Here is a 6,155-nt window from a genome sequence, read left to right as displayed (position 1 = left end):
CGATGAATCCCGCAGCGGCGGAGACATCGTGAAGGGCTACCTCAACGCGCTCGCCCAGGGCGATGCGGCGACAGCGTTGAGTTACAGCACCGATCAGCCGGGTTCGAAAGACTTGCTGTCCGACGAGATCCTCAAACGGCAAATCGCACGCTGGCCCATCACCAACATCAGAATTCTTGATGATTCGACGCACGGCTTCGGCTTCGGGTACGTGAACGTCGCGGCCAAATTCGGCGAGACCGAATCCGACGTCACGCTGTCGCCGCATCGCCCTGGGCGAGCGCGTTGAGGTAGCCCTTCACGATGTCTCCGCCGCTGCGGGATTCATCGCCACTGATCGACACAATCGCTACGGCGACAATTACCAACACCGCGGCAGCAAGCACGCTCATGCCGATAATGAGAGGCTTGCGATTGGGGCGATTCGGCCCGAGAGCGTTCCTCGGTCCCGACGGCGGACCTGGCGGCCAGGCCCCGTACGGATGCTGCTGGGGTGGGGCGGCCAGCGTCGCATTCTGATCCCAACCACCGGGCCGGCCCTGCTGAGCAGGCCAAGTAGCGCCTGGCGAGCCCGGAACAGGGGGATTTGGCTGATACCCCCAGGGACACCCATCCGGTCCGACGGTCAAAACATCCTCCTAGCAGCGATAATTCCGGTTCGATCAATGCCCGGTATGGCCAGGCGCGCAGTGCCGGGACAGGCCGACTAGCGAGCTCCCGCCGATCCTGGGCGAGCACAGCGAGGTAATTAGACGCCAATCCTGCCGCCCGAGCTAGTCAGCGACCAGCCACCGCGCCTAGCGTGCGCACACCGAAATCCCGAACTAAGTACATCTAACTTTGTTCACGAAACCGGCACGGCGGGCCGCACCCGGCACGTAGCATGCTGCGTGTCGTGGATCTCGGGGCTCCACATTCGGCATTGACTCGCACTGCGCTCAGCGCAAACAACCAGGGGGATTTACGTGGTCAACTTTGTGGCGCTTCCGCCCGAGATCAACTCGCTGCGCATGTTCATCGGGGCGGGTACCGCGCCGATGCTTGAGGCTGCCGCCGCGTGGTCTGGGCTGGCCGACGAATTGAGCACGGCCGCAGCATCATTCGCGGCGGTCACTTCGGGCCTGACCGATCAGGCATGGCAGGGTCCGGCCGCAACGGCGATGACCGCCGCCGCAGTGCCGTACGCCGGATTTCTAAACACTGCATCGACTAGGGCGGCCGGCGCCGCCGCCCAGGCCAATGCGGTGGTGAGCGCGTTCGAAGCGGCACAGGCAGCGACCGTTCACCCATTAGCGGTCGAGGCCAACCGAAATGCCTTCGTGCAGTTGGTCCGTTCGAATTTATTCGGACTCAACGCACCGGCCATCGCGGCCGCCGAGAGCATTTACGAGGAGATGTGGGCGGCCGATGTCTCGGCGATGACGGGGTATTGGTCCGGCGCGTCCGCGGCGGCCACCCAGTTGTTCACGGTTCCCGCTGAGCTGCAACAGATTATCTCAACCTTGCCCAGCCTGGGCTTCGGCAATCGGGGCAACGCCAACCTGGGCAACGGCAACATCGGCGCTGGCAACGTAGGCAGTGGCAACGGTGGCAGCTCCAACCTGGGCGGCGGAAACTCCGGCAGCCACAACATCGGCAGCGGCAACGTCGGCAGCGGAAACCTGGGCGGTGGCAATTTCGGCAACAACAACATCGGTTTCGGCAATGCCGGGTTGGGCAACGGGCTGCGGTTCGCCGGCGACGGTGACAACAACATCGGCTTCGGCAATAGTGGCAACAACAACTTGGGTATCGGCAACAGCGGTAGCGGAAACCTCGGCGGTGGCAACACCGGCACCAACAACATCGGCTTTGGCCTCACCGGGGACAACCTGGTCGGCATAGGCAATGCCTACTACAACCAGACGACTGGCCAATTCACCATTACCGGCCTGAACTCCGGCAACGGCAACATCGGCTTGTTCAACTCAGGCAACGGCAATATCGGGTTCTTCAACTCCGGCGACGGCAACGTCGGTCTCTTCAATTCCGGTACGAGCGAATTCATCTACGGCAGGTTGAACAATCTGGGCGTGGGCAACTCGGGTATCGACAACGTCGGCTTGTTCAACGCTGCGTTCGGCAACACCGGTATCGGCAACGGTGGCAGCACGAACACCGGCTTCGGCAACGGGGGCATGCTCAACACCGGCTTCGGAAACGGTGGCAGCTGGAACAGCGGTTGGGACAACTCCGGCTTCGTCAACACCGGCGGCGGAAATTCGGGCGACACCAATACCGGACTGTGGAATTCGGGCAGTGTGAACACCGGCTTTGGGGCGGTCACCGACAGCGGCGCCACCAACTCCGGCTTCTTCAACACCGGCGACGGCGTATCGGGCTTCTTCAATTCCGGCCCGGATGGCCGGCTTTCCGGGGTCGGGAACACCGCGGGCGGCACCGCGGAGGTAGTCGGCAACAGCTCCGGATTCTTCAACTTCGGCATCCCGGCGGTCGTGAGCCCCGAGCCCGGCGACGCCGTAGTCAGCGGCTTTAATTCGGGCTTCCTGAATGCCGGCATTCTTTCGTCGGGAATCCTGAGCCTGAGCAGGCTGTTCGGCTGAGACCAGCCTTAAGGATGCTGACTGGATACCGAAATCACTTCGCCGGTCAGATAACTCGAGTAATCACTGGCCAAAAACGCGATGGTGGCGGCCACTTCCCACGGCTCGGCGGCGCGGCCGAAAGCCTCGCCCGCCGAGAGGCGGTCCAACAGTTCGGAAGAGGACGTCTTATCCAGGAACTTGTGCCGGGCGATGCTGGGCGACACGGCGTTGATCCGCACCCCGTATTCGGCGGCTTCGATTGCGCTGCAACGGGTTAACGCCATCACGCCGGCCTTGGCCGCCGCATAGTGCGACTGCGAGTGTTGGGCACGCCAGCCCAGCACGCTGGCGTTGTTGACGATCACCCCGCCGTGCGGCGCGTCGCGGAAGTACCTCAAGGCAGCGCGGGTGGCCCGGAACACCGACGTCAACGAAACATCCAGCACCCGGTCCCATTCTTCGTCGGTCATGTCCGCCACCGGCGTCTGACCGCCCAGTCCGGCGTTGTTGACGAGCGCGTCCAAACGGCCGAATCGGGCTGTCGCGGTAGAGATCAGCGCGTCGACCTGCGCGGTGGATGTCACGTCGCACACGACGTGCTCCACCCGGCCCTGTCCCAAAGCGGAAAGCTCCGCGGCGGTTTCGACCAACCGGCGTTCATGGTGGTCGGATACCAGCACATCGGCGCCCTCGGCCAGGGCGCGCCGCGCGGTGGATGAGCCAATTCCGGTGCCCGCAGCAGCGGTCACCACGACGACCTTGCCTTCCAGAAGGCCGTGCCCAGCAATCTCTTTGGGCGCTTCGGACAAGCTCACCCTTTAACCTCCCTCGGCAAACCGAGCACCCGCTCGGCGATGATGTTGCGCTGGATTTCGTTGGAGCCGCCGTAGATCGTGTCGGCTCGGGTGAACAGGTACAGCCGCTGCCACTCGTCGAATTCGCCGTCAGTCAGGCCCAGCCCCGACTTGCCGATCACATCCATGGCCAGCTCACCCAAGCTGCGATGCCAGTTGGCCCACAACAGTTTTGACACGTTGTCCTGGCCGGGCTGTTCAACATCCATGGTGGCCAGCGCATACGACCGCATTGCTCGAAGGCCGGCCCAAGCCCGGGTCAGCCGCTCTCGAATGAACGGATCGTCAGCCGCGCCGGTGCGCTGCGCAAGCGATGCCAGGTTGGAAAGCTCACGGGCATAGACGATCTGCTGGCCCAGGGTGGAGACGCCGCGCTCGAAGGTCAGTGTGCCCATGGCGACTCGCCATCCGTCGCCGGGCTGGCCGACTACCAGCGATGCGTCGGTTCGGGCATCGTCGAAGAACACCTCGTTGAATTCCGCGGTGCCGGTGATCTGCACGATCGGGCGCACCTCGACTCCCGGTTGGTCAAGTGGCACAAGCAGATACGACAGCCCAGCGTGGCGCTTGGAGCCCTTCTCGGTGCGTGCGACCACGAAGCACCACTGCGACCAGTGCGCCAACGAAGTCCACACCTTCTGACCGTTGATGACCCACTGGTCGCCGTCGAGTTCGGCGGTGGTCGCGACATTGGCCAGGTCGCTGCCGGCACCAGGCTCCGAATAGCCTTGGCACCACAGCTCGGTGACGTCGAGAATGCGCGGCAGGAAGCGCTGCTGCTGTTCCGGGGTGCCGAACGCGATCAGCGTCGGGCCGAGCAGTTCTTCACCGAAATGGTTGACCTTGTCCGGGGCGTCGGCCAGGGCGTACTCCTCGTAGAACGCCACCCGGTGTGCAACCGAGAGCCCACGCCCGCCGTGCTCGACCGGCCAGCCCAGGCAGGTCAGCCCCGCCTTGGCCAGGTGCTGGTTCCAAGCCCGGCGTTCCTCGAAGGCCTCGTGCTCGCGCCCAGGGCCGCCAAGACCCTTCAGTGCTGCGAATTCACCGACCAGATTGTCGGCGAGCCAACCGCGGACCTCCGCCCGGAACTCTTCGACGTCCTGCATAACCTGTAGGCTAACCTACCAAGCACTTGCTTTGTTAGCCTGGCTTGAGGATGGCCGGCCTTCGACACAGGAGCATCCCCGTGACCGACGATCCCCGCACCGTTCCCGCGGCGCTGGATCGTTTTGCGCAACTGCACACCGGCCACGCCGCTCTGATGACCGACGACCGCAGCTTCACCGCCGCGGCCCTGCGCGACGAGGTCCATCGGGCCGCCGCCGCGCTGGTCACCCTCGGCGTCGAGCCAAAACACCGCGTGGCCATCTGGTCGCCGAACACCTGGCACTGGGTCGTCGCCTGCCTGGCCATTCACCACGTCGGCGCGGCTATAGTGCCGCTCAACACGCGCTACACCGCCACCGAGGCCGCCGACGTGATCGCGCGCACCGAGGCTCCGGTGCTGTTTGCCGCGGGCCGGTTCCTCGGCACCGACCGGGCAGCCGGCCTGGACCGCGCCGCCCTACCCGCCCTGAACCACATCGTCCGGATTCCGGTCGACGAGGACGACGGCACCTGGGATGAGTTCATAGCCCGAGGCGACGACCCCGAAGCCCGCCAAATTGCCGGCAGACGTGCCGCCGCCGTCAGTCCCGATGACGTCAGCGACATCCTGTTCACCTCCGGCACCACCGGGCGCAGCAAAGGCGTGCTGTGCGCGCACCGGCAGTCGTTGGCGGCCTCGGCGGCGTGGGCCGCCAACGGCAAGATCACCAGCGACGACCGCTACCTCTGCATCAACCCGTTCTTCCACAACTTCGGCTACAAGGCCGGCATCCTGGCTTGCCTGCAGACCGGCGCCACACTGATCCCGCACCTCACCTTCGACCCGTTGCGGACACTGCAAGCGATCGAGCAGCACCGCATTACCGTCCTGCCCGGACCGCCCACCATCTACCAGAGCCTGCTCGATCATCCGGCCCGCGGCGACTATGACCTGAGTTCGCTGCGGTTCGCGGTCACCGGCGCGGCAACCGTACCGGTCGTGCTGGTGGAGCGCATGCAGTCCGAGCTCGACATCGACATCGTGCTGACCGCCTACGGCCTTACCGAGGCCAACGGCATGGGCACCGCGTGCCGACCCGAGGACGACGCGGTGACGGTGGCGACCACCTGCGGGCGTCCGTTCGCCGACTTCGAACTGCGCATCAACGAAACCGGCGAAGTGTTGTTAAGGGGCCCTAATGTCATGCTGGGCTACCTCGATGACCCGAAAGCCACTGCGGCAGCGATAAATTCCGAGGGCTGGCTGCACACCGGCGACATCGGAGTCGTCGACGATGCCGGCAACCTGCGCATCACCGACCGCCTCAAAGACATGTACATCTGCGGCGGCTTCAACGTGTATCCCGCCGAGATTGAGCAGGTACTGGCCCGACTGGACGGGATCGCCGACGCCGCGGTGATCGGCGTTCCCGACGAGCGACTCGGCGAAGTCGGCCGCGCGTTCGTGGTGCCCCGGCCCGGCGTCGAGCTGGACGAAGCCGCGGTAATCGCTTATACCCGTGAACATCTGGCGAACTTCAAGGCACCACGCTCGGTGCGGTTCGTCGAGGAGTTGCCGCGCAATGCGGGCGGCAAGGTGGTCAAACCACAACTGCGAGAGTTGGCTTGA

At 64.7% G+C, this 6,155-nt stretch carries 5 protein-coding genes and 1 pseudogene; 3 read left to right on the top strand and 3 right to left on the bottom strand.

Annotated features, from left to right (window positions below; genetic code table 11):
• Positions 1-289, top strand: a pseudogene (locus A5634_RS03900) (DUF4878 domain-containing protein); the annotation flags it as partial.
• Here A5634_RS03900 and A5634_RS27990 read toward each other — a convergent pair.
• Entirely contained in the window at positions 252-392 is a 141-nt protein-coding gene (locus A5634_RS27990; RefSeq protein WP_155769342.1) for a hypothetical protein, read from the bottom strand. The pseudogene A5634_RS03900 and the gene A5634_RS27990 overlap by 38 nt on opposite strands.
• A gap of 573 nt (positions 393-965) precedes the next feature.
• On the opposite strand from A5634_RS27990, the gene A5634_RS03895 reads away from it, so the two are divergent.
• Positions 966-2,603 carry a PPE family protein gene (locus A5634_RS03895; RefSeq protein ID WP_065142770.1) on the top strand — a complete coding sequence of 546 codons (1,638 nt, stop codon included), beginning with the start codon at positions 966-968 and terminating at the stop codon, positions 2,601-2,603.
• An 8-nt stretch (positions 2,604-2,611) separates the two neighbouring features.
• On the opposite strand, the gene ipdF is transcribed toward A5634_RS03895, so the two are convergent.
• Together ipdF and ipdE1 are read right to left on the bottom strand one after the other, a co-directional pair.
• Positions 2,612-3,400 carry a (5R,7aS)-5-hydroxy-7a-methyl-1-oxo-2,3,5,6,7,7a-hexahydro-1H-indene-carboxyl-CoA reductase gene (ipdF, locus tag A5634_RS03890; protein ID WP_065142769.1) on the bottom strand — a complete coding sequence of 263 codons (789 nt, stop codon included), beginning with the start codon at positions 3,398-3,400 and terminating at the stop codon, positions 2,612-2,614.
• Positions 3,397-4,545 (bottom strand): acyl-CoA dehydrogenase IpdE1, encoded by a 1,149-nt coding sequence (gene ipdE1 / locus A5634_RS03885; RefSeq protein ID WP_065142768.1) that lies wholly within the window; start codon positions 4,543-4,545, stop codon positions 3,397-3,399. The genes ipdF and ipdE1 overlap by 4 nt, the downstream gene beginning before the upstream one ends.
• Before the next feature lie 80 nt (positions 4,546-4,625).
• Between ipdE1 and fadD3 the strand changes: the two genes are divergently transcribed.
• Positions 4,626-6,155 carry a 3-((3aS,4S,7aS)-7a-methyl-1,5-dioxo-octahydro-1H-inden-4-yl)propanoate--CoA ligase FadD3 gene (fadD3, locus tag A5634_RS03880; RefSeq protein WP_065142767.1) on the top strand — a complete coding sequence of 510 codons (1,530 nt, stop codon included), beginning with the start codon at positions 4,626-4,628 and terminating at the stop codon, positions 6,153-6,155.

This window comes from Mycobacterium asiaticum (assembly GCF_001673365.1).
In the GTDB taxonomy this organism is placed as follows: domain Bacteria; phylum Actinomycetota; class Actinomycetes; order Mycobacteriales; family Mycobacteriaceae; genus Mycobacterium; species Mycobacterium asiaticum_A.
This window is presented reverse-complemented; position numbering and strand designations above follow the sequence as displayed.